This is a genomic window from Curtobacterium sp. NPDC086286 (genome assembly GCF_044746255.1).
In the GTDB taxonomy this organism is placed as follows: domain Bacteria; phylum Actinomycetota; class Actinomycetes; order Actinomycetales; family Microbacteriaceae; genus Curtobacterium.
Genome location: NZ_JBIVBW010000001.1, coordinates 591343 through 616388, shown reverse-complemented (window position 1 = coordinate 616388; position 25046 = coordinate 591343). Strand labels below are relative to the sequence as shown.

Sequence of the window (25046 nt, the reverse complement as noted above, 5' to 3'; positions counted from 1 at the left end):
GTCCCGTGAGTTGCTCAGTTGCCCGCCGCGTTTCCGGAGTCAGCGGGCGCCGGAGCGACGGCCGCCAACGGTGAGTAGTCGCCGTTCGTCGTCAGCGCCCCGTTGTCGTTGAAGGTCACCTCTGCGCGTACTCGGACCGACTTCGCGGTGAAGAGCAGGTCGTCCGGCGGCTGTGGAGCGGCAGCACCCGCGTCCCACGAGTCCGTCCGCGGGAAGCCGCTACCGTCGTCGGTCGAGTACCAGTAGGCGGTGTACCGCACGGACACCGCCGAGGACGTCGGCCCGCTCACCGTGATCGACTTGGTCAGCTGCGCGCTCGTCACCGAGGACGTCGCGTCGAGCGCGGCGATGTTCGCGGTGTACGAGGAGCCGTCGTCCGTCGTGCAGAAGTTCGAGCCGGGGCTCCCGCACGCGCGCAGTGTCATCGCGACCGCGACGTTCCGGGCACCGTCACCGGGCACCCCGCTCCACCGTTGTCCGGGCTGCAGCGTGATCGGAGCGCCGCCCACCTCCAGCTGGTAATGGTCGACCGGGGTCGTCGGAGCGGCGACGACCACGTCCGGGGTCGAGGAGCTGTCCGACGTGAGGAACACCGCAGGGGTCGAGGTACCCGAAGGACGTTCGTACGTCTGGGTGGTCGTCGTCTGCGCGTTGCAGAAGTAGCCGTTCCAGACGGTCACCGAGTAGGTCGCCGTCCCGCCGCCGACGCCGGAGTCACTCGCGGGACTCGTCTGGCCGAGCGAGCCTCGGGCGGTGCAGTCGCTCTGCGCGCCACGGAACGCGTTGTAGGAGCCGCTCGTCCCGCCGGCGAGGTCGGCGGCGCTCCACGTGATGGTGACCGACGACCTGCCGTCCCGGTCCGGGTTCTTCCCCGCCACGGCGGAGAGGTTGGTCGGTTTGCCCGGCACGCCCACGGCCGAGCCGGTCGCCGAAGCCGAGTTCCACTGCACCACGGTCCCGTTGCGGTCGGCGCCGTTCCGGGCGGACACCGTCACCGTGTACTGCGCCCCGCTCTGCGCCCCCGTGAAGGAGGTGTTCGTGGCCGTACCCGTGCTGCGTGTCGTCGAGAGATCCGGCCCCTCGATCGAGACGACGTAGTTGTCCACGGCGCTGCCGTTGTTCGGCGCCGCGACCGCGTTCCAGGTCACGTCGAGCTGGTTCGGCGTGCTCTTGCTCGGGGTGACGCTGATGCCGGTGGGCGGCGCGGGGACGAAGTCGGCGCTGATCGGCGCGGAGTTCGCGGAGGCGGCCGAGTCGCCGACGGCGTTCGTGGCCACGACGGAGAACTGGTACGAGCCCTTCGGGTCGAGCCCCTTGATCGTGCAGACCGTCGCCGTACCGCAGTCCTTCGACACCCCGTTCGTGCCCTGCAGGCGGTACCCGGTGATGGGCGAGTTGTTCGCCTGCGGCGTCGACCACGTCAGGGTCGCCTGCCCGCCTTCGTACGAGCCGGTGCGGGTGGGGGCGCCGGGTGCGTCCGGGACGTCCTGCACCGAGATCGTCACGTCGCCCCACACGTACCGGTCCGGATCGTCGGTGGCGTCGGCGACCTGGTACTGCAGGTGCGTGTCGACGGGCTTCGCACTGTCGGAGACACTGACCTGCAGCCGCGACTTGTCTGCGCTCGGCGTGACGGTCACGCCGCCGGGAAGCCCGCCGCCGAGGCCGCGGATGTTCACGACGCGCAACCGCTGGCCAGGGAACGGGTTCGTCGGTTGGTCGTTGGCGAGGACGTCGATCGTGGTCGTCTGGCCACGCTTCGTGACGGACTTGTCCGCCCCGGGCTGCACGAGCGGCCGCGTCGAGGCGACGACGTCGACGCTCACGACCCCGGACCGGCCGGCGTTGGCGTCGTCGGCGACCCCGATGCCGATCGAGGCGGTCGTGTTCTTCTTCGCGGTGTCGGCGACCTTGATCGTCAGGTTCTGCCCGCTGATCGTGGCGGTGGTGCCGTCGCTCGGCTTGCTGACGACGGAGTACTTGAGCTCGGGGAGGTCCTGCGGGTACGGGTAGTCGGTCAGCTTGCTGAGGTCGATCACGCGCGACTCCCCCGGCTGCATGTCGACGGCGGAGCCGGTGAACGCTGGCGGCTGGTTGGACCGGGGCGTGACCTTGACCGGCAGCACGAGCGTCGCGACGCGTCCCTTGCCGCCGTTGGCGTTCGAGCCGTCGGTGACCTCGAACGAGATGGAGGCGTTCCCGTAGTAGAGCTTCGACGAGGTGAACTGCAGCGTCGAGGAGTCGACGACGAGGCTCTGCCCGTTCGCGTGCGTCGCCTTCACCGTGCCGCGGTCGGTGATCTTGGCGGTCTGCCCGTTCGCTGTGACGACGTACTTCGACAGCGGGATCCGGACCGTCGCCTCGCTCTTCACCGTGATCGCACCGGCGGTCCGGTTGACCTGCGGCAGGGCGTCGTCGAAGCCGGGCACGTGGATGAACCCGTAGGAGACGATGTCCGGGTGGTCGACGCGGGCGACCGAGAACGGGATCACCTGCGAGTCGTCGGAGAGCCGGACGACGATGCGCCCGTCGTCGGTGGTGCGGGCGTTGTCGCCGTACCCGTCGACGACACCGACCTTCAGGTCGGCCGTGGTCCCCTCGGCGAAGAAGACGTTCTCGAGGACGTCGACCGTGACGCTCTGCCGGTGCAGGATGTCCTGCAGGTCGAGCGTGGTGTCGTCGACCTCGGGCCGCAGCGGCTGGGCGTCGGGGTCGACCGTGACGGTGAGGAAGGCCGTGCTCGCTCCGCCGTTCTCGTTCGTCACCGTGTACAGCACCGCGTAGTCGCCGTTCTTCGCGGTCTTCGGCGGTGTGACCCGGATCTGCTGCTTCTGCAGGATCTTGGCGGAGACCGACTCGGCGGTGGGCTCGGCCTTCGTGACGGTGAGCTGCCCACCCTCGGGGTCGGAGTCGTTCTGCAGGACCCGGACGGTCACCGAGCCGCCGGGCCGGATGGTCACGTGGTCGGCTTCGGCGACGGGGTTCGACGCCTGTTCCGCGCGGGGCGCGATGCCGACACGCACGGTGCCGGTCGCACGGGCGCCGAGCGCGTCGACGACCGTGTACGTGAACTCGTCGGTGCCAGCGGAGTAGTCGCCGGCCTCGTACGTCAGCGAGTCGGACGACACGTCGGCGACGGACCCCTTGTCGGGGTTCGAGGCGACACCGACGAGCTGCACCGAGTCACCGTCGGGGTCGATCCCGTTCAACGGGATGGACACCCGGACGGACTGCCCGGCGACGACCCGCGCGGTCACCGTCTGCGGGACGGGCGGGTTGTTCGTCGCGGCGTCCTGCTCGCGCACCGAGATCGAGACGGTCGCGTCGGCGTACTGGCCGTCGGGCCCGGCGACTCGGTACACCGCGGTGTAGTTGCCCGGGGTCTTCGGGGCGAGGTACCGCAGGTGGTCGCCCGAGACGAACAGCAGGCCACCGTCGCCGGGGACGTTCTGCACGAGGTCGGGCTGCAGCGTGAGCGGCTCCCCCTCGGGCTGGGTGTCGTTGTCGAGCACGTCGATGTTCGCCACGTCGCCGACCCGCACGGTCGCGGCGTCCGGCTGCGCCACTGGCGGCTGGATCCGGTCCGGCTTCGGGATCTCGACGACCGTTATCGTGCCGGTCGCCGAGGCGAGTCCGTTCGTCTCGGTGTAGCCGAAGGAGACCGGACCGTCGAGCGGCGCGGTGAGTGTGACCCGGACGGTGTGCTGGTCGAGGATGCTCGCCTCGACGCCGGAACCACGGCCCGGACCGTCGAGCGCGGTCACGAGCAGTACGCCGCCGGCCGGGTCGATGTCGGTGGCGGTGACGTCGGTGTCCTTCGTCGACAGGGTGTTGACGAACACGGTCTTCGGCGTGGTGATCGGCGCGGTCGAGGCGTCCGGCGGCGCGAGGATCGTGACGCGCACGATGCCGCTCGTCGTCTTCGTGCCGTCGGTCACGGTGTACTCGAGCTGGTGGTCCCCCGCGCCGGCGCCCTGCACGCGGAACGTGCCGGAGTCGTAGCTCGGGGTGATGGTGAGGCCGGTCGACGACGACACGCTCGTGAGCGTGACGGTGCCGTTCCCGCCGCGGACGTGGTCGAGCGGGTCCACCGTGAACGCCTTGCCCGCGTACCCCTGCACGGGGAACGGGTCGGCGTAGAGCGGCACGCTGCCCTGCTTCGCCACGTGGACCGTGACCGAGCCCCGACCGTCCGCACGCCCGTCGCTCACGACGAGCTGCACGGCGCGGTCGCCGGTCCGCGCGCTCGCGTTCCGGTAGTCCAGCAGCCCGTCGGGCGTCGTCGACACACGGTCCCCGTCGGCCGCGGTCGCCGACTTGAGGTACACCGGGTCGCCGTCGGGGTCGACCCAGTCACCGAGCACGTTCGAGACGACGTGCCCGTTCTGCACGACGTCGGCCGAGGTGTCGCGGACCTGTCGGGGCGGGTCGTTCTCGGAGTCGGGGCGGACGGTCACCCGGACGGTGGCGGTGTCCGACCCGCCGTTGCCGTCCGTGATCGTGTACGGGAAGGAGACGGTCCCGGTGGCGCGGCCGGACAGCGTGATCTGCAGGCGCTGGCCGTCGCCGACGATCGCGACGTCGCCGACGGCGTCGTCGATCTTCCCGACCTCGCTCACGACGATCGGGTCGCCGTTCGGGTCGTAGTCGTTCAGCAGGACCGGGAGGCTCGTGGTGCGTCCCGGACGAGCGCCCAGGTCGTCGTCGACCGCCACCGGCGGCTTCTGGTCCTTCTCGACCTCGGGGTCGTCGTCGGACACCTGCTCCTGCTGCTGGTCCTCGTCCTTCTTGATGAGGTCGGCCCAGTTGTCGATGAGCTGTCCGCTCCGGTCGATCGCCCAGGAGCGCCCGCTCTGCGGGTCGTTCGCGACGACCGTCTCGCCGTTGTGCAGGATCTGCAGGTCCCCGGTGCCCGCGGTGCTCGCGAGTCGCTGCAGGCCGGACCCCTTGCAGGTGTCGATCGCCTGCCCGCCGGCCCACGCCGCGTACGTGCAGGAGCCGACGACCATCGGTCGTGCCGCACGACCGGAGACCTGCATCGCAGTGTTGCTGACGTCGCCGGATGCCGAGACACGGACGAGCCCGGCGGTGCCGGCGACGACGACCTCGGACGAGCTGTCCGTCGAGTGCTGCAGGGCGGGTGCACTGCCGACGCGGTCACCGAGGTCGACCGTGCGACCGTCCACCGACATCCGGCCCGAGCTGCGGTCGAGCACGGCCAGGTGGTCCCCGAAGGACGCGACCTGGAAGTCGTCGGCGCGGTCCATCTTCACCGTCCACCGCTTCGCGACCGTCGGCGTGGTGCCGACGTCGACGAGTGCAGCGGTGCCGGTCTTCGGCGAGTAGACGGCGACGTGGTCGTCCGAGGCGTCGAAGACGGCGTCGGCGCCGAGCGTCAGGTCGGCCTTCGTCGACGCGTCGAACTCGCCGAGGTCCTTCGCCGGGGTCGCCCAGAGCTCGCCGGTGTCCCCGTTGCCGATGACCGCCGTGGACCCCGCGAAGAAGACCTGCGGCGTCCCGGCCGGCAGCGTGACCGGGTCGGCCACCGTGGCGTCGGCCACGTCGACCTTCGCGACCGTGCCCTTCGTCTCGTCGACGCTGTAGACCGTGGAGCCGCGCTGCAGGACGGACAGGTCGTCGCTCGCGGTCTCGACGGCGGTGTTGAGCTGCAGGACCCCGGTGTTCGCCCGGCCGACCGCACCGTACTCGGCGGACGGCACCCACACGGTGCCGTCACCGAGGTCGACCCGCTGCGTGTGGTACCCGGTCGACGCGATGGCCGCGGTGGCGACGACCGCGCCGACGACGACCGAGGCGCCGACCGTCACCGCTGCGGACCGGTGCTTGGCGAGGAACGCCCGGATCACCCGGCGCTCCCGATCGTGGCGCACTTCTGGGCGCTCGCGACCCCGGTCTTGCCGTCACGGTTGACCGCGACGGCGATGCACTCCTCGTCGCCCTTCTGACCCGAGACGACGAAGCTGGTGCCGGTCTGCTGGCTCGCCGCACCGTTCGACGAGATGACGTAGGTGTCCCCCGTGCGCAGGCCCGGGTCGGCCCAGGTGAAGGTCACGGACGACGGTGACGGCTCGGCGCGCACGTCGGCGACCACCGGGATCGCGCCGGAGCCGAGGCGACCGATGACGAGCACGGTGGCGACGGCGAGTGCGGCGACCACCACGACCGCGATCGAGGTCGCCCAGACCAACGTCGACCGCGTGCGGCGGCGGGCGCGCGTGACGGAGCCGGTGCGGTGGACGGTGCCGACGCTCTGCGCCGCGGCCCCCGCCGATCCGCCCTGCAGCGCCTTGCGCGTGCGCCGACGTGCACCCACGCGGGTCGGGGGCTGCAGCTCGCGGATCATCGTCCGGTCACCGTGCGGTGTCGGCGTCGCGACGGCCCACGCCTCGACCGCGACGTCCGCCGAGGTCTGCGGGATGCCGAGCTCGGCCTCGACCTGCTGGAACCCACGGACGAGCTCCATGACGGTGGACGGCCGACCGGCGACCTTGCGCGACATCGCGGATGCGAGCAGCCGCTCGAGCGACGGCGGGACGTCGGTCCGCCCGGTGGGCTTCACACCGCCCTTGTCGATGCGCCCCATGAGGTCGGCCGCGCCGTTCTTGCCGCCGCGGACCTCGAAGGGGCTCCGGCCCGCGAGCAGGGAGAAGACCGTCGCCGCCAGCGAGTAGACCTCGGACTGGATCGTGCCGCGGGACTCGTCGATGAGCACCTCGGGCGCGGACCACGGGATCGACATGCCGATCGGCTCGTCGGGGTCGGCCTCGCCGATGGTCGCCGCGATGCCGAAGTCGGACAGTACCGGGTTGCCGTACGCCGTGAGCAGGATGTTCGACGGCTTGATGTCGCGGTGCAGCACGCCTTCACGGTGCGCGGTCTCGAGCGCGGATCCGATGCGGATGCCGATCGCGAGGACCTCGGACACGGGGATCGGCTCACGGCGGTACCGCTCGCTGAGGGATGACGAGCAGAGCTCCATCACCAGGTACGGCCGGCCGTCGGAGGCCACACTCGCCTGGAACACCGTGAGGATCGACGGGTGCGTGCTGAGTCGCGCCATCAGGTTCGCCTCGGCCTGGAACATCTGCCGGACGCGGTCGTCCACGACCTCGTCGAGCAGGACCTTCACGGCGACCTGCCGGCGCGGCATGTCCTGCTCGTAGAGGAAGACGTCCGCGAAGCCACCGGAACCGAGGACGTGCACGGGGCTGAAGCCCGCGATGACGGGCGGGGTGGACGGCAGGCGTCGCGCCATCGTCCCCTCCTCCCCGGCCGAGCGGCCAGCTCTCTCGTCACGGCCATGCCATTGTACGAACCGTGGGTGACCGACATTCCGCACACTGCGCGCAGCCCGAGGTCACCCGTCCCCCAGTTCGGGGGGCACTCAGTGCCGCGGCAGCGTGTCCTCCACGTCGCCGTCGTCCGGGGCGTCGTCCACCTGGAGGACGACGACCGTCACGTTGTCCCGACCGCCCGCGACGACCGCGTCGCCCACCAGACGCTCGGCGAGGTCCTGCGCCGCCGGCACGCGTGCGGCGATCCGGGCGATCCCGGCGTCGCCGAGTTCCTTGGTGAGCCCGTCCGAGCACACGATGTACCGGTCCCCCGCACGGAGCGGCAGGGTCCACCAGTCCGGCTCCGGCGGTTCGCCGAAGCCCACGGCCCGTGTGATCACGTTGCTGTCCGGGTGCCGCTCGGCATCCTCGGCGCGGAGGAGGCCGGCGTCGACCATCTCCTGCACGACCGAGTGGTCGACGGTGACGCGTCGGAGGACGCCGCCCTCGATCCGGTAGGTCCGGGAGTCGCCGACGTTGAAGACGAGCGCGGCCGGCTGTCCCTGCGCGGCGACGAGCGCGATGCCGGTGACGGTCGTCCCGGCGCCGATCGCGTTGCCGCCCGCTGCGCGCTCGATGTCGGCGGTGGCGAGCAGGAGCGCCCGCTGGATGGACTGCCGCGTCGTGAACGCGCTCTCCGTCGCCTGCTCGAGGCGGCGGACCACGGCGTCGCTCGCACGGTCACCCGCGAGGTGGCCGCCCATTCCGTCGGCGACGACGAAGAAGGGCGCCCCGACGATGTAGCTGTCCTCGTTGTGGTCACGGCGCCGACCGACGTCGGTCGCGGCTCCCCACGAGAGCGTCAGGGTGGCGCCGTCGGCACCGGGGACGTCGATGGCGTGCGCAGTCGCTGCTCGGCCGAGTTCGGTCACGTTTCAGGATCGCTCTCTGGGGGTTCGGGGCGTGCCGGCGGGTGGGTCGGTCGGCCACGTGGGAAGGGGTGGGAGGTCCCTCGACGACGGTGCGACCCGCAGGTGTGGCGAGAGGACCTCGATCACGTTGCCGTCACCGATCTCGACAACCGTACCCGTCAGCACGACGTTCGACGCACCCGCCGGCATCCGGAACGGCGCCGACCCGGCGGGCCGCACCACGGTCCCGTTGGTGGACCGGAGGTCGTCGACCACGGCGGCTTCGCCCTCGGCGTGCAGCATCACGTGCGACGACGACACCTGGCCGCTCGACGACGGGACGGACACCAGTTCAGGAGCCGGACCGCGCAGGATCCGCGGCAGCGCGGGCCGCCGGCCGACGATGACGGGGTGGTCGAGTCGGATGACGCGGTCGCCGATCCGCACGGACGGCACCCTGGTCGTCGGTGCGGGGACGTCGGACGGGAGGCGCGGCTCGCCCCCGACGGGCGTCCCGCCCTGGGTGGTGGGGTGCGTCCGGGCCCCGACCACGGTGTCGTCGATCGACCCGTCCCCCGGGCGCGGCGCACGACCGGGCCGCAGCACCGTGTCGTCGAGGGAACCGGTCGCCGGAGCGGCAGGCGCACCCGGCACGGGCGGCACCGGACGGATCACCGTGTCGTCGATGTCCTGCGCTTCCGAGACGCCGTCCACCACCGGCGCGGGCGGCAACGGCGGCACCGGACGGATCACGGTGTCGTCAACCAAGTTGGTGGCCGGAGCAGCCGGGACTCGGGACGCACCGGGGACGGGCGGGACCGGACGGATCACGGTGTCGCCCAACAGGTCGTCCACCGACGCGTGCACCGGTTCGTGGGACGCGGCGGCGCGGGGTCGACGGACGACCGTGTCGTCGATGTCGTCGTCGCGCACCCGAGCCCTCCAAGCGTGGTCGAGACAACCGTAGACGATCCTGTCCGCCGACCGTCATCCACGGTCCCACGCGGGACCGCTCCCCGCCCGGACCGAGCGCAGCACCAGGCCCGCCAACGGATCGTCCGCCCGGGTGTCGAGGGCGTGCTGCGCCCGCGTCTGTGCCCGCGCGGCGGACCCGAGCGCCCAGGAGCACCACGCCGCCACGGCCAACGCCCCCGCGGCGCCGGCAGCCGAGTCGGCCGACGGGTCCTCCGCACGCCAGTGCCGCCAGGCATCGGCGCACCGGTCACCCGCGGTCCGGAGTCGCGCCCGGTCCGGCTCGGGACCGAACCCGCACAGCGCCGGCGGTGTCGGGTCGGAGAAGGGGTCGAAGGCGGCCACCGCACGGGGCTCGATCGGCCCGGGCTCGGCGAGGAACCGGATCACCGCGAGCCGGGTCGCCAGTGCTCCGCACGCCGTGACGACGGCGATCGACGCACCACGCGACGACGGTGCGTCGCCGGGCGCGACGAGGGCCGCGCAGGCGGCGGGGAGGGTGACGGCGGCCGCGATCTCGCGCGGGTAGCGCACTGCGGCGTCGGGGTGGCTTCGTGTCGTGACGGGGATCATGCACGTCATCGAAACGCACGCCGCGCCTCCAGGACCCGCCGACGTGGGCACCTGTGGAACGCGACCCGCCCCACCCGTCCTGTGGAGGACGAGCGGGGCGGAACCGGGATCAGACCGTCGCGGGCTCGAGGCTCTCCGCGACGAGGTCCCACGAGCCGTCGTGCTCCTCGAGGACGACACCGTGCGCGCCGGCCCAGTCGAGCAGCTCGGCCGTCGTCGTGGCCGCTGCGCCCGTCCGGGCGAGGAGCGCGACCAGGCGACCCTTCGCGGTCTTGTTCCAGTGGTTCAACGCCTTCCGCCGACCGGATCCGTCGACGCTCACGACGCGCGGGACGACCGCGCCGGCGACGGGGCCGAGTTGCCGGTACCCCTCGGAACGCAGGTCGAGCACGAGCCCGTCCGCCGTGTGTGCCGCGAGCACCCGGGCGGACGGCTCCGGCCAGTGCGACGCGAGCCGGACAGACCCGAGCCGCGAGTCGTGGGAGAGCCGGTAGGCCGGGACGAGATCGCCACCGCGGACGGGACCGAACATCGCGGACTGCACGACCACGTGCTCGAACCACCACGCACGCGTCGCGGCGTCCGCGTCGAGCGAACCGAGCGGGTCGTAGAGCACACCCGTGTACCGGTCGATCGCCGGCATCGTGCCCGACGTGTCGAGCTCGAGGTTGCGGAACCGCTCCCCGATCGACTTCGGGCCGAGCTTCAGGGCCGTCCGGGCCGAGGACTCCTCGGAACTGACGGAACGGGCCGCGGTGATCACCGCGGCCCGTTCAGCAGCCAGTTCCGGGAACGACAGCGCACGCAGGTCGAGCGTGCGGTCCGTGTCCCCGCCCTCCCGCTTCGTCTCCGAAGGCGGGAGGAGGACGGTCAGTCCGGTCAGGACGCCAGCGCGGCCTGCCGCGCCACGATCGTGACCGTGTCGTGCTCGACCGACAGGAAGCCGTCCTCGGCGTCCGCCGCCACCGTCGAGCCGTCGGCTCGGGTGATGCGGACCTGTCCCTGCGCGAGGGTCGCGAGCAGCGGCTCGTGTCCCGCGAGGATACCGATCTGGCCCTCCGTCGTGCGAGCGACGACCATGGTGGCGTCGCCCGACCAGACCTCGCGGTCAGCCGAGACGACGCTCACGGTGAGTGCCGCCATGTCAGCGGTTCTCCTTCTGGATCTGCGCCCACTTCTCTTCGACGTCGTTGATGCCACCGACGTTGAAGAAGGCCTGCACGGCCACGTGGTCGAACTCGCCGTCGGCGATGGCGCGGAAGGACTCGATGGTGTCCTTCAGCGGGACGGTCGAACCCTCGACGCCCGTGAACTTCTTCGCCATGTACGTGTTCTGCGAGAGGAACTGCTGGATACGACGAGCGCGCTCGACCGTGATCTTGTCCTCTTCGGAGAGCTCGTCCACACCGAGGATGGCGATGATCTCCTGCAGTTCCTTGTTCTTCTGGAGGATCTGCTTGACGCGCGTGGCCGTCTCGTAGTGGTCAGCACCCAGGTAACGGGGGTCCATGATCCGCGAGGTCGACGTCAGCGGGTCGATCGCCGGGTAGAGACCCTGCGAAGCGATCTCACGCGACAGCTCGGTCGTGGCGTCGAGGTGCGCGAACGTGGTCGCCGGCGCCGGGTCGGTGTAGTCGTCAGCCGGCACGTAGATCGCCTGCAGCGAGGTGATCGAGTGACCACGCGTCGAGGTGATGCGCTCCTGGAGCACACCCATCTCGTCGGCGAGGTTGGGCTGGTAGCCCACCGCGGACGGCATGCGGCCGAGCAGCGTGGAGACCTCGGAGCCGGCCTGCGTGAAGCGGAAGATGTTGTCGATGAAGAGGAGCACGTCCTGCTTCTGGACATCGCGGAAGTACTCCGCCATCGTCAGCGCCGACAGGGCCACGCGCAGACGCGTTCCCGGCGGCTCGTCCATCTGGCCGAACACGAGGGCGGTCTTGTCGAAGACGCCCGCCTCTTCCATCTCGCCGATGAGGTCGTTGCCCTCACGGGTGCGCTCGCCGACACCGGCGAACACCGACACACCACCGTGGTCCTGCGCGACGCGCTGGATCATCTCCTGGATGAGGACCGTCTTGCCGACGCCCGCACCACCGAAGAGGCCGATCTTGCCACCCTGCACGTACGGGGTGAGGAGGTCGATCGACTTGATGCCGGTCTCGAACATGGAGGTCTTCGACTCGAGCTGGTCGAAGGCCGGGGCCTTGCGGTGGATCGGCCAGCGCTCGGTGATCTCGAGCTTCTCGTCGGTGTTGAGCACGTTGCCCAGCACGTCGAAGACCTTGCCCTTGGTGACGTCGCCGACGGGGACCGAGATCGGAGCGCCCGAGTCACGGACCTCCTGGCCACGGACCAGACCGTCGGTCGGCTTCAGGGAGATGGCGCGGACGAGGTCGTCGCCGAGGTGCTGCGCGACCTCGAGGCCGATCTCCTGCGACGAGTCACCGATGGTGATGGTCGTGAACAGGAGGTTGTACATCTCGGGGATGGCGTCGTGCGGGAACTCGATGTCGACGACGGGGCCCGTGACACGGGCGATCCGGCCGACACCGGGCGCCGACGACGTCTCGACCGCGGTGGTTGCGGTGTCGGTCATGGCTGGTGCCTTCCTGAGGGTGGGTAACTGTCCGCGAACGACGCGGACTACTTCTTCTTCGACGAGAGGGCGTCGGCGCCGCCGACGATCTCGGAGATCTGCTGGGTGATCTCGGCCTGTCGGGCGTTGTTCGCGAGACGCGTGAAGTCGCGGATGAGCGAGTCGGCGTTGTCGCTCGCCGCCTTCATCGCCTTCTGCCGGGCGGCGTGCTCGGAAGCAGCCGACTGCAGCATGGCGTTGAAGATGCGGCTCTCGATGTAGACCGGGAGCAGCGCGTCGAGCACCGCGTCGGCATCCGGCTCGAACTCGTAGAGCGGGAGCGGCTCGTCGTTCGACGGCGCCTCGACCCCCTCGACGACCTCGAGCGGCAGCAGCCGGACGACCTGCGGCTCCTGCGTGGCGAGGCTCAGGAAGCGGTTGAAGACGATGTGGATCTCGTCCACGCCACCCTCGGCCGTGTCCTGCAGGAACTTCGCCACGACGGCGTCACCGATCGACTTCGCGGTCGAGAACTCCGGCTGGTCGGTGTTGCCGACCCACTGCTGCTCCGACGCGCGCTCACGGAACGCGAAGTACCCGACGGACTTGCGCCCGACCAGGTAGAACACGACGTCCTTGCCCTCGCTGCGGAGCAGGGAGGCGAGCTCCTCGCCCTGCTTGAGGACGTTCGTGCTGAACGCACCGTTCAGGCCGCGGTCCGACGTGAACAGCACGACGGCTGCACGCGTCGACGACTCCGGCTCGGTGGTCAGCACGTGGTCGACGTTCGAGAACGTCGCCACGGCCGACACCGCGCGCGTCACGGCCCGCGAGTACGGACCCGACGCGGCCATGCGGGCCTGCGCCTTCTGGATCCGCGACGCCGAGATCAACTCCATCGCGCGAGTGACCTTCTTCGTGGTCTTCGCGGACTTGATTCGCTGTCGGTAGACCCGGACCTGCGCTGCCATCTAGCGACGACCCTTGACGATCTGCTCCTGGTCGACGTCGTCGGCCGAAGCGGCCTCGAACTGCTCGGACCCGAGCGTCTTGCCGTCGCTCGTCTGGAAGCTCTTGGAGAACTCGTCGATCTGCTTGGTCATCTCGGCGACGGTGTCGTCGCTGAGCTGGTTCGTCTCACGGAGCGTCGTCAGGACATCCGAGTTGCGACGCAGGTGGTCGAGCAGCTCCGACTCGAAGCGCAGGACGTCGGCCACGGGGACCTCGTCGAGCTTGCCGTTCGTGCCGGCCCAGATCGAGACGACCTGCTCCTCGACCGGGTACGGCGAGTACTGCGGCTGCTTGAGGAGCTCGGTCAGACGGGCACCGCGCTCCAGCTGACGACGCGACGCCTGGTCGAGGTCGGACGCGAACATCGCGAAGGCCTCGAGCGAGCGGTACTGCGCGAGCTCGAGCTTGAGCGTGCCGGAGACCTTCTTGATCGACTTGACCTGCGCGTCACCACCGACGCGGGACACCGAGATGCCCACGTCGACAGCCGGACGCTGGTTCGCGTTGAAGAGGTCCGACTGCAGGAAGATCTGGCCGTCGGTGATGGAGATGACGTTGGTCGGGATGTACGCCGAGACGTCGTTCGCCTTCGTCTCGATGATCGGGAGACCCGTCATCGAACCGGCGCCGAGCTCGTCGGACAGCTTCGCGCAACGCTCCAGCAGGCGGGAGTGCAGGTAGAAGACGTCACCCGGGTAGGCCTCGCGGCCCGGCGGACGACGCAGGAGGAGCGACACCGCACGGTAGGCCTCGGCCTGCTTCGACAGGTCGTCGAAGATGATCAGGACGTGCTTGCCCTGGTACATCCAGTGCTGGCCGATGGCCGAGCCGGTGTACGGGGCGAGGTACTTGAAGCCGGCCGGGTCGGAGGCCGGGGCGGCGACGATGGTGGTGTACTCCATCGCGCCGGCGTCCTCGAGCGCACCCTTGACGGAGGCGATCGTGGAGCCCTTCTGACCGATGGCGACGTAGATGCAGCGGACCTGCTTGTCCTCGTCGCCCGACTCCCAGTTGGCCTTCTGGTTGATGATCGTGTCGATCGCGATGGCCGTCTTGCCGGTCTGGCGGTCGCCGATGATCAGCTGACGCTGACCGCGGCCGACGGGGATCATCGCGTCGATGGCCTTGATGCCGGTCTGGAGCGGCTCGTGCACCGACTTGCGGGACATGACGCCGGGCGCCTGCAGCTCGAGGGCACGACGACCCTCGGCCGGGATCTCGCCGAGACCGTCGATCGGGGCGCCGAGCGGGTCGACGACGCGACCGAGGAAGCCGTCGCCGACGGGAGCCGAGAGGACCTCGCCCGTGCGGGTGACTTCCTGGCCCTCTTCGACACCGGCGAACTCGCCGAGCACGATGGCGCCGATCTCGTCCTCGTCGAGGTTCTGCGCGAGGCCGAGCGTGCCGTCCTCGAAGCGGATGAGCTCGTTCGCCATGACGCCGGGGAGGCCCTCGACGTGCGCGATGCCGTCGCCGGCGTCGATGACGTGCCCGACCTCGGCCGTGGAGGCCTTCGTCGGCTCGTAGTTCGAGACGAAGTCCTTCAGGGCATCACGGATCTCATCGGGGCTGATGGTGATGTCTGCCATGGGATTTTCCTTGTTGGTTTCCGGGGCCCTTCGGCTCCGAGAGGGTGACGCTGCCTGACTCGGCAGTTCCCGTTGTGGACTTGGGAGGAGCGGCTTCGACGGTACGCCTAGCCGGCGAGCTGGAGCCGGAGCTCCGAGAGCCGCGTGGACACGGTGCCGTCGATGACGTCGCCGCCGATCTGCACCCGGACCCCGCCGACGACCGAAGGGTCGACCACGTGGTTGATGCTGATGCCCTTGCCGTGCTGCTCCGCGAGGGCACGGGCGACGCGAGCCGCCTGGCCGTCCGTGAGCGGCGTCGCGGTGATGACCGTCGCGACGAGCTTGCCGGCCTGCTCGGCCACGATGCGCGAGGCGTCGCGGACGAGTTCACCGATGCGACGACCACGCGGCTGCTGCACCAGGTGCGACAGGATCACGATGGTCTGCTCCGATGCCTTGCCGCCGAGCAGCCGCTCGACGAGGGCGCTCTTCTCCGACGGGCTGCCGAGCTTGGTGCCCAGCGCCAGCTCGAGGTCGGCGTCCGAACGGACGGCGGTCTCGAAGGAGAACAGTTCGGCTTCGATCGGCGTGCCGGACGCTGCCGTGGCGGCGACGGCGCGGATGCCCGCGTCCTCGATGCCGACGAGCAGGTCCTGGTGCGAGGACCAGCGCGAGCCGGCCACCGCGGTCAGGACCGCACGCGTCGCGGCCGACTGGCCGGCGAAGACGCGGTCGAGGACCACCTTCTTGCCGGCCGGGTCGGCCGTCGGGTCGGACAGCAGACCGAGCAGCTGCGGCGCACCGGCGATCGCACGCCCTGCGGCGAGGATCTCGGCACCGGCGGCGAGGTCGGCCGCACCGCCGAGGTCGGCGAGCACCGCCCTCGTCGACGCCAGTGCTTCCCTGGTGGCGCTGCGCATGCTCAGCGCTCCCCGGCCGACGATGCCGACGAACCCTGCGAGGCTTCGAGGTCAGCGAGGAACCGGTCCACGACCGCGGTCGACTTGGCGTCGTCCTTGAGCGACTCCCCGATCACGCCGGAGGCGAGGTCGAGGGCGAGGGTGCCCACCTCGGTCCGGAGCGACTGGAGCGCGCTCTGACGCTCGGCCTCGATCTGTGCCTGCGCGTTGGCGGTGATGCGTGCTGCATCGGCCTGCGCCTGCTCGCGGAGCTCGTTGCCGATCGCGTTCGCGTCGGAACGGGCCTGCTCACGGATGCGAGATGCCTCGGCACGGGCCTCGGCGAGCTGCTTGTTGTACTCGTCGAGCGCGGCAGCGGCCTGCTCCTGAGCAGCCTCCGCCTTCTTGATGCCACCCTCGATGGCCTCGGTGCGCTCGTCGAGCATCTTCGTGATCCGCGGGATGATGACCCGCCAGAAGACCAGCAGGATGACGACGAACGCCACCGCGGACCACACGATGTCGTACAGCGGCGGTACGAGGGGATTGTGCGTCTCCTCGGCCGCGATGATGAGTGCGTTCTGCATCGAGAGGCCTTAGTTGGTGAAGATGAAGTACGTCGCGATACCGATGAAGGCGAGGGCCTCGGTGAAGGCGATACCGATGTACATGAGGGTCGTCAGGCGGCCCTGGAGCTCCGGCTGGCGAGCGACGGACTCGATCGTCTTGCCGACGACGATGCCCACGCCGATGGCCGGGCCGATCGCCGCGAGGCCGTAGCCCACCGTCGCGATGTTGCCGGAGATTTCCGCGAGAACGGTCGTTGCGTCCACGTGTTTTCCTTTCAGGATGCGGCCCGGCGGATGCCGTGCCGTATTGGGGGTCAGTTCAGGTCGTTGGTCAGTGCTCGTCAGCCAGCGCGAGCTGGATGTACACAGCGGTCAGCAGCATGAAGACGTACGCCTGCAGCAGCGCGACCAGGATCTCGAAGAAACTGAACGCGATGCCGAACGCGAGCGTCCCGACTCCGAACGCCTTGAAACCGAGCGAGGCGTCGAAGAAGAAGAACTGCGTGGCAGCGAAGAAGAGGACGAGCAGCAGGTGGCCGACGACCATGTTCATCAGGAGTCGCAGGGTCAGCGTCACCGGACGGAGCACGAAGGTCGAGACGAGCTCGATCGGCGTCACGATGATGTACAGGTACCACGGGACACCAGGCGGGAACAGCGAGTTCCGGAGGAAGGTGCCCGGGTGCTTGCGCAGACCCGCGTAGATGAACGCCACGTAGGCGACGATCGCGAGGATCATCGGGTACGCGATACGGCTGGTGCCCTGCAGGTTGAGCCCCGGGATCAGACCCGTGAGGTTCAGGAACAGCACGGAGAAGAAGATCGTGGCCAGCAGCGGGAGGAACCGCTTGCCGTCCTTCTCACCCAGGTTGTCGAAGGTGTTCCGGCGGACGACGTCGAACGCGTACTCGATGAGCGCCTGGCCGCGGCCGGGGACGAGCTTGAGCGAACGGGTCCCGATGATGCCGATCAGCAGCAGGACCGCGACGGCGATGAACCGGATGATGACGAGTCGGTCGATCTCGAAGGGCGTCCCGGCGAAGAAGATCGCATCCGGGAAGAACTCGTTGATCGACGGACCATGGAACTCGGCGGCCTTGCTGCTCCCCGCCGCAACGGTGTTACCCGCAGCGGTGAGGGACAGGGGAAGAGCGTGGGATAGCAGCGCTGTCTCCTGTGTCGGCGCGCGCACGCATGGCACGCGATGGTGGACGTTGTGGAGGCTCGTCCGCTCCGAGCAATGCTCCGGACGCGGACTCCGAGAAGCCTATCAGGTGCGAGAGGCTTCCCGGGCTCTCAGTTGCGGGGCGCGTCCTTCTCAGGAGACGCGGAGTCTCCGGGGAGGCTGACCCCGATCGGGATCCGGGCCTTCGCGACCGCGACCACGTCGATCACGAGCGAGCCGACGACACCGACGATGATCGCGATCGCGAGCACCGGGAAGTCCACCCAGGCGCGGTCGCGCAGCAGGACGAGCACGACGATGAACACGACGAACTTGAGCAGCCACGTGCCCATCACGATCCCGAAGAACGCGCCGGAGATCATCTGCCCCTTGGAGACGCGCAGCGCCACCAGCACGCTCACAGCGGTCAGCCCGAGGAACACCACGCTGAGGACGGCTCCGAGCAGGCCACCGGCGAGCCCGGGACCGCCGGCGACGAGCAGTCCGACGACTCCCCCGACGACGGCGAGTCCGACGGCCAGGAGCGCGCCCCAGGTGATGATGCGGCGGAACACCGGCCGGACGTGGTCGAGCGCGTTCGGTGCGGTCACGAGTTGTCTCCTGGGATCGAGCGGTCGTTGGCGGCCCGGTCGAGCGGGTCGAGGCTGGCGTCCACCACGGCGGTGGACCGGGTGGCGACCTGTGCGGCGAACTCGGCGCGTTTGCGGCCGAGCGGGGCGAAGGTGGCGACGGCGCAGACGATGAAGCCGACGGCGACGAAGACGACCACCCAGTACCAGTCCACGAAGAGGAACAGCAGGCAGCCGATCGCCACGGTGGCCGTCCACGCGTAGAAGATGAGCACGGCGTGGAAGTGCGAGTGCCCCATGTCGAGCAGGCGGTGGTGCAGGTGCTTCCGGTCGGCCGAGAACGGCGACTTGCCCGCACTGAGCCGACGCGTGACCGCGAGCCCGAAGTCGAGGATCGGCACGATGAGGATCGCGAACGGCAGCAGGATCGGGATGAACGCCGGCAGCAGCGCCTGGCGTGTCTGCACCGCAGCCGGGTCGATGTTGCCCGTGACCGAGACCGCGCTGGTGGCCATCAGGAAGCCCACGAGCAGGGCGCCGGCATCCCCCATGAAGAGCTTCGCGGGGTGCCAGTTGAGGATGAGGAAGCCGAAGCAGGCACCGACGAGCACAGCGGTGAGCAGTGACGGCAGGTTGAAGAAGAACTCCGTCTGCACGACCACGCGGTTGATGAAGAACGTGTAGAGGAAGAACACGCCGCCGGCGATGATCGCCACGCCGGCGACGAGCCCGTCGAGGCCGTCGATGAAGTTCACCGCGTTCATGACGAGCACCACCGCCAGCACGGTGAAGATCAGGCTCATGTAGGACGACCCGACCCCGAGCGTGTTGCCGATCGGCAGCGACACGATCGCCACGCCCTGCCAGGCGAGGATCCCCGCGGCGATGATCTGCCCGGCGAGCTTCGTCATCCAGTCGAGGTCCCAGATGTCGTCGGCGACGCCGAGGACCACGATGATGGTCGCTCCCCCGAGCACCGCCAGCACACGACCCGGCTCGGAGAACACCAAGCGGAAGTAGTCGGTACCGGCGATCGACGGGAAGAGGAACCACGCCGCGAGCAGCGACACGATGACGCCGATGTACATCGCGATGCCGCCGAGCCGGGGCGTCGGCGTGCGGTGCACGTCCCGCTCGCGGACCTTCGGGTACCACTTGTACTTCAGCCCCAGCTTCCAGACGATCCAGCTGACGCAGAAGCTCACCACGGCCGCGATGGCCCCGGCGAGCAGGTAGTACTTCATCCGACGAGGTCGGCTCCGACGACCCTGGTGATCTCCTCGTCCGGGATCACACCGTGGCGGACGATCCGGAGCTTCCCGCCGTCGGAGAGCCCCGTGGCGTCGACGATCGTCGAACCGGTCGACTCCGCGAACCCCTCGTGCGGCTCGAGCGAGCCCCCGTCGAGGTACACCGCGACGCTGTCGCCGAGCATCGCCTCGGCCTGGTCGGCGTCCATCGCGGCCGGGTCCCCCGTCGTGTTCGCCGAGGACACCGCGAGCGGACCGACCTCCTGCAGGAGTTCGAGCGCGATCCGCGAGTCCGGCATCCGGAGCGCCACGGTGCCGCGTGTCTCGCCGAGGTCCCAGTCGAGGGACGGCTGCGCACGGAGGATCACGGTGAGGCCGCCGGGCCAGAACTCGTCGACGAGGTCGCGCACCTGCTGCGGGATGTCGCTCGCGAGCGCGTCCAGGGTCGGCGGTCCGGGGATGAGCACCGGCGGCGGCGACTGCCGGGTGCGTCCCTTCGCGTCGAGCAGTCGCTGGACGGCGGCCGCGCTGAAGGCGTCCGCGGCCACGCCGTAGACGGTGTCGGTGGGGACCACGACGAGCTCTCCGCGCCCGAGTGCGGCACGTGCGAGCCGCATCCCGGTCAGGAGCCCGTCGGAGTCGGTGCAGTCGTATCGGGATGCCATGACTCGACGATGATAGTGCGACACAATGGGTGGCATCGTGAACGAGTCCCCTGCGCCCCGCCTCCTGTTCCTCTTCGACATGGACGAGGTCCTCGTCCGGTACGACTGGCAGGTGCGGATGGCCGCACTCGCCGAGTTCACCGGGCACGAGTTCGCGGAGCTCCGTCGCCGGTGGTGGGACTGCGGCAACGAGCAGCGCGCCGAGGCAGGCGGGTACGCCGACGGCGACGAGTACCTCGCCGCCTTCGCCGAGGCCATGGGCTGCGACGTCCCCGAGACCGAGTGGGCGCGGATCCGCGGCGCCGCGATGACCGAGCTGCCCGACCGGATCGAGGGAGTTCGCGTCGCGAGCGAGCACGGCCGCGTCGGCCTCCTGACGAACAACGGACCGCTGGCCGGCCGGTGGATCCACCGCTGGGCGCCGTCCCTCGCGCCGGTCTTCGGCGAGCACCTCGACACCACGAGCAACTTCGGGGCGCGCAAGCCCGAGCCGGAGGTCTACCGGCGCGCGCTCGAGCACCACGGCGTGCCCGCCGAGCGCACGTTCTTCGCGGACGACATGCCGATCAACGTCGAGGGCGCGCAGAGTGTCGGCATCCACGCGGTGCTCGTCGAGGAGCACACCGACCTGCGCGAGGCCGTCCTCGCCTTCGTCGCGGAACAGCACGAGACGGCTGGCGTCTAGACACCGGGTCCAGGAGGCGCGGCTCGACCCCGCCTAGCGCGTCGCCGTGGTCGTGCGGTCGCGTCCCGTCAGGTCGACGTGCGTCTCCGGGGAACGGAACCCCCGGCGCGCCAGGACCTCACGCACGCCGGCGCCCTGCGGCTCGGCGTGCTCGATGACGAGGACTCCCCCGGGGACGAGCAGGCGCCACGCGGTGTCGGCGAGGGCACGCACCGCGTCGAGTCCGTCCGGACCGCCGTAGAGCGCCACGGCCGGGTCGTGGTCGCGGACCTCGGGGTCGATCGGCACCGCGTCGTCGGGCACGTACGGCGGGTTCGACACGACGACCGACACCGTGCCGTCGAGCTCGGGCAGTGCGTCGGCGAGGTCGCCCTCGACGAGGCGGACCGTCCCGCCGTGGGCATCAATGTTGCGCCGCGTCCACGGGAGCGCCTCGGGCGAGCGTTCGACCGCGTACACGACCGCGTTCGGCACCTCGGTGTCCATGGCGATGGCGATCGCGCCGCTGCCGGACCCGAGGTCGACGGCGACCGGGGACGCCACGGGCACCGCGCGGAGTGCGTCGATGCCGAACTGCACGACGCCCTCGGTCTCGGGCCGCGGCACGAACACGCCGGGTCCGACGGCCAGGGTCAGCGCCCGGAAGTACGCCTCGCCGGTGATGTGCTGGAGCGGCTCGCGGGTGGCGCGTCGGGCGACGGCGTGCCGGAAGCGCTCGACGTGCTCGGCGGCGATCGCGCCGCCGGTCATCGCCCGGGCCTGCACGGCGCCGCGCGAGGTGTCGGTCGCCCAGGCGAGCAACAGCTCCGCGTCCACCTGCGGGGTCGGGACGCCGGCCGCGTCGAACGCCGCGGCCGCCTCGCGCAGGAGGCGGTCCGCGGCGAACGCGACGGGCGTGTCGGAGGCGGGTCGCGCCTCCAGGCCGTCCGAGGGGACGTCGCTCACGCGTCCTGGTCGCCGATGGCGGCCAGTCGTGCCTCTTCGTCCGCCTGGATGGCGGACTGGATGACGGGCTCGAGCGCACCGTTCATGACGCGGTCCAGGTCGTACGCCTTGTACCCGGTGCGGTGGTCCGCGATGCGGTTCTCCGGGAAGTTGTACGTGCGGATGCGCTCCGAACGGTCCATGCCGCGGATCTGCGACTTGCGCGCGTCCGAGGCGATGGCGTCGAGCTCCTCCTGCTGGCGCGCGAGGATGCGGGCACGCAGCACGCGCATGCCGGCCTCGCGGTTCTGCAGCTGCGACTTCTCGTTCTGCATCGCGACCGTGATGCCCGTGGGCAGGTGGGTGATGCGGACCGCGGAGTCGGTCGTGTTGACGGACTGTCCCCCGGGGCCGGAGGACCGGTAGACGTCGATCTTGAGGTCGTTCTGGTTGATCTGGACCTCTTCGGGCTCGTCGACCTCGGGGAAGACGAGCACGCCGGTCGTCGAGGTGTGGATGCGCCCCTGCGACTCGGTCGCCGGCACCCGCTGCACACGGTGCACGCCGCCCTCGTACTTGAGGTGCGCCCAGACGCCCTGGGACGGATCGGTCGCGTTCGACTTGATCGCGACCTGGACGTCCTTGTAGCCACCGAGGTCGGACTCGGTGCGCTCGAGCATCTCGATCTTCCAGCCCTTGGACTCGGCGTAGTGCGAGTACATGCGCAGGAGGTCGGCCGCGAAGAGCGCCGATTCCTCGCCGCCCTCGCCGCCCTTGATCTCCATGATCACGTCGCGCCCGTCGTCGGGGTCGCGCGGGATGAGCAGCCGGCGGAGACGCTCCTGGCGCTCCGACAGCTGCTCCTCGAGCGCCGGGACCTCGTCCGCGAACGCCTCGTCCTCACGCGCGAGCTCCTGGGCGGCGGCGAGGTCGTCCCCCGCCGCCTTCCAGGACTCGTACGCGGACTTGATCTGGTTGAGCTCGGCGTACCGCCGGTTCACCTTCTTCGCCCGGGCCGCATCGGCGTGGAGCGCGGGGTCCGACAGCTGCTGCGTCAGGTCCTCGTGTTCCGCCAGCAGCCCTGCCACCGACTCGAACACGCGTTACTCCTGGTGACCGTTGTGGTGCCCACCGGTCGTGGGGACCGACTTCTGCACCTGGACCAGGAACTCGACGTTCGACTGCGTCTCCTTGAGGTTCCGCAGCACGATCTCGAGGGCCTGCTGCGGGTCGAGCCCGGCGAGGGCACGTCGCAGGCGCCACGTGATCTTGACCTCGTCGGCGGAGAGCAGCTGCTCCTCGCGACGGGTGCCGGACGCGTTGACGTCGACGGCCGGGAAGATCCGCTTGTCGGCCAGGTGACGGTTGAGGCGGAGCTCCATGTTGCCGGTGCCCTTGAACTCCTCGAAGATCACCTCGTCCATCTTCGACCCGGTCTCGACGAGCGCCGTCGCGAGGATGGTCAGCGAACCGCCGTCCTCGATGTTGCGCGCGGCGCCGAAGAAGCGCTTCGGCGGGTAGAGGGCCGACGAGTCGACGCCACCGGAGAGGACGCGACCGGAGGCCGGCGTCGCCAGGTTGTAGGCGCGGCCCAGACGGGTGATCGAGTCGAGGAGCAGGACCACGTCGTGGCCGAGCTCCACGAGGCGCTTCGCACGCTCGATGGCGAGCTCGGCGACCGTGGTGTGGTCTTCTGCCGGACGGTCGAAGGTCGAGGCGATGACCTCGCCCTTCACCGTGCGCTGCATGTCGGTGACCTCTTCGGGCCGCTCGTCCACGAGGACGACCATGAGGTGCGCCTCGGGGTTGTTCTTCGCGATCGCGTTGGCGATGGCCTGCAGCACGACCGTCTTGCCGGCCTTCGGCGGGGAGACGATCAGGCCGCGCTGGCCCTTGCCGATCGGCGACACGAGGTCGATGATCCGCGTGCTGAGCTTCGAGGGCTCGGTCTCGAGGCGGAGACGCTCGTTCGGGTACAGCGGGGTGAGGTCCTGGAAGTCGACGCGCGCGGCGGCCTCGTCGGCGGTCTGCCCGTTGACCGAGTCGACCTTCACGAGCGCGTTGTACTTCTGGCGGCTCTGCTGTTCGTTGTCGCGCGGCTGCTTGATCGCACCGACGACCGCGTCGCCCTTGCGCAGGTGGTACTTCTTCACCTGGCCGAGGGAGACGTAGACGTCGTTCGGGCCCGGCAGGTAGCCGGTCGTGCGCACGAAGGCGTAGTTGTCGAGGACGTCGAGGATGCCCGCGATCGGGATGAGGACGTCGTCCTCGGTGATCTCCGGCTCGAACTCGTCGTTCTGCCCGCCGCGGCCGCGCTTGCGGTCACGCTGGCGACGGCTGCGGCCGCCCTCGGTCTCGTCGGCGTTCGGCTGGGCCTGCTGCTGCTTCTGCTGACCCTGCTGGCTCTGCTGCTTCTGCTGGCCGCTCTGCTGCTGGCCGTTCTGCTTCTGCTCGTTCTTGTCGTCCTGCTGGGCGTTCTTCTGGTCGCCCTGCTGGCCCTGGCCGTTCTGGCCGTTCTTCTGGGCCGCGTCGGTCTTCGGGGCGTTGTCGCGACCGTTCTGGTCGCCGCCCTGCTCGCCGTTCTCGGCGTTCTGGCCACGGCCACGACCGCGACCACGGCTGCGACGACCGCGGCGCGAGCCGCCCTCGCCCTGCTGGTCGTTCTGGTCGCCCGACTCGGTGCCGTGCGCGGACTGCTCCTGCTGGTCGCCCGCGGCGTCCTGCTGGGTCGGCTGCTCGGCCTGGTCCGACGTCTGCTCGGAGCGCTCGGTGCGCTCGGCCTGCTGGCCGTTCTGCTGGTCGCGCTGCCCGCGGCCACGACGCTGGCCGCCGGTCTGCGCGGCTTCCTGGGCGTCCTTCTCGGCGCGGACCTGGTCGAGCCCGGCGAGGAGGTCCTCGGTGCCGGTCTGACCGTGGTTGGTGTGCTCGGCGGCCGAGGTCGGCGCGGCGCTCACGGTGCCGCCGGACGAGGCACGGCGCGAACGGCGGGCCCGCGAGGACGCCGGCTGCTCGGCGGGGGCCTCGGCAGCGGGTGCCTCGGTCGGCTCCGGCAGCGTCGGCTGCTCGGCCACGGGGGCCTCGACCGCGGGTGCGGCCGGCTCGGCGGGAGCGTCGTCCGTCACGGGACGCTTGTCCTCGATCGAGGCGATGAGGTCACCCTTGCGGAGCTTCGAGAGCCCCGTGATGCCGAGGGAGGAGGCGATGCGCTGGAGTTCCGGGAGCCGGAGGGCGCGCAGATCGCTGGGGATCTCCACCTGGGTGGAGTCGTTGACGTTCGTCAAGGTCGGTGTTTCCTTTCGAACCGCAGAACGCGGAGAGTTTCCACCGTCCCGGATGCACGGGTATGCATCGACCGCCGTTCAGACGACGGACCGGGATTCGGTGATCA

Annotated in this window: 21 protein-coding genes; 1 reads left to right on the top strand and 20 read right to left on the bottom strand. The window is 70.2% G+C overall.

The features are described 5' to 3' along the window. Positions 1-14: 14 nt before the first annotated feature. The 17 genes from ACIPKM_RS02975 to ACIPKM_RS02895 all read right to left on the bottom strand — a co-directional run bounded on the left by ACIPKM_RS02975 (position 15) and on the right by ACIPKM_RS02895 (position 20049). The gene (locus ACIPKM_RS02975; protein WP_071296247.1) at positions 15-5867 is read right to left on the bottom strand and encodes an Ig-like domain-containing protein; all 5853 of its coding nucleotides are present in this window, start codon (positions 5865-5867) and stop codon (positions 15-17) included. Then, positions 5864-7276 (bottom strand): serine/threonine-protein kinase, encoded by a 1413-nt coding sequence (locus ACIPKM_RS02970; RefSeq protein WP_071296246.1) that lies wholly within the window; start codon positions 7274-7276, stop codon positions 5864-5866. Before ACIPKM_RS02970 ends, ACIPKM_RS02975 begins: the two co-directional genes overlap by 4 nt. A gap of 129 nt (positions 7277-7405) precedes the next feature. Next, a complete protein-coding gene (locus tag ACIPKM_RS02965; RefSeq protein ID WP_070416284.1) occupies positions 7406-8227 on the bottom strand; it encodes a PP2C family serine/threonine-protein phosphatase in 822 nt (273 codons plus the stop codon). Positions 8228-8230: 3 nt separating this feature from the next. Further along, the gene (locus tag ACIPKM_RS02960) at positions 8231-9139 is read right to left on the bottom strand and encodes a hypothetical protein (RefSeq protein ID WP_071296245.1); all 909 of its coding nucleotides are present in this window, start codon (positions 9137-9139) and stop codon (positions 8231-8233) included. Between the two features lie 54 nt (positions 9140-9193). After that, positions 9194-9751, bottom strand: coding sequence for a hypothetical protein (locus ACIPKM_RS02955; protein ID WP_139202004.1), 558 nt, complete (start codon positions 9749-9751; stop codon positions 9194-9196). Between the two features lie 109 nt (positions 9752-9860). Further along, positions 9861-10625 (bottom strand): YaaA family protein, encoded by a 765-nt coding sequence (locus tag ACIPKM_RS02950; RefSeq protein WP_071296244.1) that lies wholly within the window; start codon positions 10623-10625, stop codon positions 9861-9863. Positions 10626-10630: 5 nt separating this feature from the next. Then, positions 10631-10894: a F0F1 ATP synthase subunit epsilon gene (locus tag ACIPKM_RS02945; RefSeq protein ID WP_022905458.1), complete on the bottom strand. Its 264-nt coding sequence runs from the start codon at positions 10892-10894 to the stop codon at positions 10631-10633. Between the two features lies 1 nt (position 10895). Beyond that, a complete protein-coding gene (gene atpD, locus ACIPKM_RS02940) occupies positions 10896-12350 on the bottom strand; it encodes a F0F1 ATP synthase subunit beta (RefSeq protein WP_022905457.1) in 1455 nt (484 codons plus the stop codon). 47 nt (positions 12351-12397) lie between these two features. Further along, positions 12398-13300 (bottom strand): F0F1 ATP synthase subunit gamma, encoded by a 903-nt coding sequence (locus ACIPKM_RS02935; RefSeq protein WP_071296243.1) that lies wholly within the window; start codon positions 13298-13300, stop codon positions 12398-12400. Next, positions 13301-14929: a F0F1 ATP synthase subunit alpha gene (gene atpA, locus ACIPKM_RS02930; protein WP_070416289.1), complete on the bottom strand. Its 1629-nt coding sequence runs from the start codon at positions 14927-14929 to the stop codon at positions 13301-13303. Between the two features lie 107 nt (positions 14930-15036). After that, positions 15037-15831, bottom strand: a complete 795-nt coding sequence (locus tag ACIPKM_RS02925; protein WP_070416290.1) for a F0F1 ATP synthase subunit delta — start codon at positions 15829-15831, stop codon at positions 15037-15039. A gap of 2 nt (positions 15832-15833) precedes the next feature. Beyond that, the gene (locus tag ACIPKM_RS02920) at positions 15834-16397 is read right to left on the bottom strand and encodes a F0F1 ATP synthase subunit B (protein WP_070416291.1); all 564 of its coding nucleotides are present in this window, start codon (positions 16395-16397) and stop codon (positions 15834-15836) included. A gap of 9 nt (positions 16398-16406) precedes the next feature. After that, positions 16407-16643 (bottom strand): ATP synthase F0 subunit C, encoded by a 237-nt coding sequence (atpE, locus tag ACIPKM_RS02915; protein WP_070416292.1) that lies wholly within the window; start codon positions 16641-16643, stop codon positions 16407-16409. 67 nt (positions 16644-16710) lie between these two features. Next, positions 16711-17571, bottom strand: coding sequence for a F0F1 ATP synthase subunit A (gene atpB / locus ACIPKM_RS02910; RefSeq protein ID WP_374115161.1), 861 nt, complete (start codon positions 17569-17571; stop codon positions 16711-16713). A 104-nt stretch (positions 17572-17675) separates the two neighbouring features. Then, positions 17676-18155: a hypothetical protein gene (locus ACIPKM_RS02905; protein WP_229085036.1), complete on the bottom strand. Its 480-nt coding sequence runs from the start codon at positions 18153-18155 to the stop codon at positions 17676-17678. Beyond that, the gene (locus tag ACIPKM_RS02900; protein WP_070416293.1) at positions 18152-19378 is read right to left on the bottom strand and encodes an MraY family glycosyltransferase; all 1227 of its coding nucleotides are present in this window, start codon (positions 19376-19378) and stop codon (positions 18152-18154) included. Before ACIPKM_RS02900 ends, ACIPKM_RS02905 begins: the two co-directional genes overlap by 4 nt. After that, on the bottom strand, positions 19375-20049 hold the full coding sequence (locus ACIPKM_RS02895; RefSeq protein ID WP_070416294.1) for an L-threonylcarbamoyladenylate synthase: 675 nt from the start codon (positions 20047-20049) through the stop codon (positions 19375-19377). The genes ACIPKM_RS02900 and ACIPKM_RS02895 overlap by 4 nt, the downstream gene beginning before the upstream one ends. 37 nt (positions 20050-20086) lie before the next feature. Between ACIPKM_RS02895 and ACIPKM_RS02890 the strand changes: the two genes are divergently transcribed. Then, positions 20087-20734, top strand: coding sequence for an HAD family hydrolase (locus tag ACIPKM_RS02890; protein WP_402736129.1), 648 nt, complete (start codon positions 20087-20089; stop codon positions 20732-20734). 33 nt (positions 20735-20767) lie between these two features. On the opposite strand, the gene prmC is transcribed toward ACIPKM_RS02890, so the two are convergent. The 3 genes from prmC to rho are packed head-to-tail and all read right to left on the bottom strand — an operon-like array spanning position 20768 to position 24939. After that, positions 20768-21655 carry a peptide chain release factor N(5)-glutamine methyltransferase gene (prmC, locus tag ACIPKM_RS02885; RefSeq protein WP_071296353.1) on the bottom strand — a complete coding sequence of 296 codons (888 nt, stop codon included), beginning with the start codon at positions 21653-21655 and terminating at the stop codon, positions 20768-20770. A gap of 20 nt (positions 21656-21675) precedes the next feature. Beyond that, a complete protein-coding gene (gene prfA / locus ACIPKM_RS02880; RefSeq protein WP_070416296.1) occupies positions 21676-22758 on the bottom strand; it encodes a peptide chain release factor 1 in 1083 nt (360 codons plus the stop codon). 3 nt (positions 22759-22761) lie between these two features. Further along, positions 22762-24939 carry a transcription termination factor Rho gene (gene rho, locus ACIPKM_RS02875; RefSeq protein WP_402736128.1) on the bottom strand — a complete coding sequence of 726 codons (2178 nt, stop codon included), beginning with the start codon at positions 24937-24939 and terminating at the stop codon, positions 22762-22764. Between the last annotated feature and the right edge of the window lie 107 nt (positions 24940-25046).